This window comes from Streptococcus bovismuti (assembly GCF_042436615.2).
In the GTDB taxonomy this organism is placed as follows: Bacteria; Bacillota; Bacilli; order Lactobacillales; family Streptococcaceae; genus Streptococcus.
In genome coordinates, this window is record NZ_JBHMFR020000015.1 from 1 (window position 1) to 2,780 (window position 2,780).

Below are 2,780 nucleotides of genomic sequence, written 5' to 3' on the forward strand. Positions count from 1 at the left end.
AAAAAACAATAAATCTGTCAGTGACAGAAATGAGTGAGAACTCAAACTTTTAATGAGAGTTTGATCCTGGCTCAGGACGAACGCTGGCGGCGTGCCTAATACATGCAAGTAGAACGCTGAAGGAGGAGCTTGCTTCTCTGGATGAGTTGCGAACGGGTGAGTAACGCGTAGGTAACCTGCCTGGTAGCGGGGGATAACTATTGGAAACGATAGCTAATACCGCATAACAGTAGATGTTGCATGACATTTGCTTAAAAGGTGCAATTGCATCACTACCAGATGGACCTGCGTTGTATTAGCTAGTTGGTGGGGTAACGGCTCACCAAGGCGACGATACATAGCCGACCTGAGAGGGTGATCGGCCACACTGGGACTGAGACACGGCCCAGACTCCTACGGGAGGCAGCAGTAGGGAATCTTCGGCAATGGACGGAAGTCTGACCGAGCAACGCCGCGTGAGTGAAGAAGGTTTTCGGATCGTAAAGCTCTGTTGTAAGAGAAGAACGAGTGTGAGAGTGGAAAGTTCACACTGTGACGGTATCTTACCAGAAAGGGACGGCTAACTACGTGCCAGCAGCCGCGGTAATACGTAGGTCCCGAGCGTTGTCCGGATTTATTGGGCGTAAAGCGAGCGCAGGCGGTTAGATAAGTCTGAAGTTAAAGGCTGTGGCTTAACCATAGTACGCTTTGGAAACTGTTTAACTTGAGTGCAAGAGGGGAGAGTGGAATTCCATGTGTAGCGGTGAAATGCGTAGATATATGGAGGAACACCGGTGGCGAAAGCGGCTCTCTGGCTTGTAACTGACGCTGAGGCTCGAAAGCGTGGGGAGCAAACAGGATTAGATACCCTGGTAGTCCACGCCGTAAACGATGAGTGCTAGGTGTTAGACCCTTTCCGGGGTTTAGTGCCGCAGCTAACGCATTAAGCACTCCGCCTGGGGAGTACGACCGCAAGGTTGAAACTCAAAGGAATTGACGGGGGCCCGCACAAGCGGTGGAGCATGTGGTTTAATTCGAAGCAACGCGAAGAACCTTACCAGGTCTTGACATCCCTCTGACCGCTCTAGAGATAGAGTTTTCCTTCGGGACAGAGGTGACAGGTGGTGCATGGTTGTCGTCAGCTCGTGTCGTGAGATGTTGGGTTAAGTCCCGCAACGAGCGCAACCCCTATTGTTAGTTGCCATCATTCAGTTGGGCACTCTAGCGAGACTGCCGGTAATAAACCGGAGGAAGGTGGGGATGACGTCAAATCATCATGCCCCTTATGACCTGGGCTACACACGTGCTACAATGGCTGGTACAACGAGTCGCAAGCCGGTGACGGCAAGCTAATCTCTTAAAGCCAGTCTCAGTTCGGATTGTAGGCTGCAACTCGCCTACATGAAGTCGGAATCGCTAGTAATCGCGGATCAGCACGCCGCGGTGAATACGTTCCCGGGCCTTGTACACACCGCCCGTCACACCACGAGAGTTTGTAACACCCGAAGTCGGTGAGGTAACCATTTGGAGCCAGCCGCCTAAGGTGGGATAGATGATTGGGGTGAAGTCGTAACAAGGTAGCCGTATCGGAAGGTGCGGCTGGATCACCTCCTTTCTAAGGATAAGGAACTGCGCATTGGTCTTGTTTAGTCTTGAGAGGTCTTGTGGGGCCTTAGCTCAGCTGGGAGAGCGCCTGCTTTGCACGCAGGAGGTCAGCGGTTCGATCCCGCTAGGCTCCATTGGTGAGAGATCACCAAGTAATGCACATTGAAAATTGAATATCTATATCAAATAGTAACAAGAAAATAAACCGAAAACGCTGTAGTATTAATAAGAGTTTATGACTGAAAGGTCAGAAAATAAGGTTAAGTTAATAAGGGCGCACGGTGGATGCCTTGGCACTAGGAGCCGAAGAAGGACGTGACAAACGACGATATGCCTTGGGTAGCTGTAAGTAAGCGATGATCCAGGGATTTCCGAATGGGGGAACCCAACAGGTACTACCTGTTACCCGCATCTGTTAAGGATGTGAGGAGGAAGACGCAGTGAACTGAAACATCTAAGTAGCTGCAGGAAGAGAAAGCAAAAGCGATTGCCTTAGTAGCGGCGAGCGAAACGGCAGGAGGGCAAACCGAAGAGTTTACTCTTCGGGGTTGTAGGACTGCAATGTGGACTCAAAGATTATAGAAGAATGATTTGGGAAGATCAGCCAAAGAGAGTAATAGCCTCGTATTTAAAATAGTCTTTGTACCTAGCAGTATCCTGAGTACGGCGGGACACGTGAAATCCCGTCGGAATCTGGGAGGACCATCTCCCAACCCTAAATACTCCCTAGTGACCGATAGTGAACCAGTACCGTGAGGGAAAGGTGAAAAGCACCCCGGGAGGGGAGTGAAATAGAACCTGAAACCGTGTGCCTACAACAAGTTCGAGCCCGTTAATGGGTGAGAGCGTGCCTTTTGTAGAATGAACCGGCGAGTTACGTTATGATGCGAGGTTAAGTTGAAGAGACGGAGCCGTAGGGAAACCGAGTCTGAATAGGGCGAATTAGTATCATGACGTAGACCCGAAACCATGTGACCTACCCATGAGCAGGTTGAAGGTGCGGTAAGACGCACTGGAGGACCGAACCAGGGCACGTTGAAAAGTGCTTGGATGACTTGTGGGTAGCGGAGAAATTCCAAACGAACTTGGAGATAGCTGGTTCTCTCCGAAATAGCTTTAGGGCTAGCGTCGACATTAGAGATTCTTGGAGGTAGAGCACTGTTTGGGTGAGGGGTCCATCCCGGATTACCAATCTC

Annotated in this window: 1 tRNA gene and 2 rRNA genes; all 3 read left to right on the forward strand. The window is 50.5% G+C overall.

From position 1 onward, the window contains the following. Positions 1–48 precede the first annotated feature (48 nt). Positions 49–1,594: ribosomal RNA gene (locus ACERDH_RS09715) — 16S ribosomal RNA — on the forward strand. Positions 1,595–1,645: 51 nt separating this feature from the next. Then, positions 1,646–1,718: transfer RNA gene (locus ACERDH_RS09720), tRNA-Ala, on the forward strand. Between the two features lie 124 nt (positions 1,719–1,842). Then, positions 1,843–2,780 (forward strand): 23S ribosomal RNA (locus ACERDH_RS09725); the annotation flags it as partial.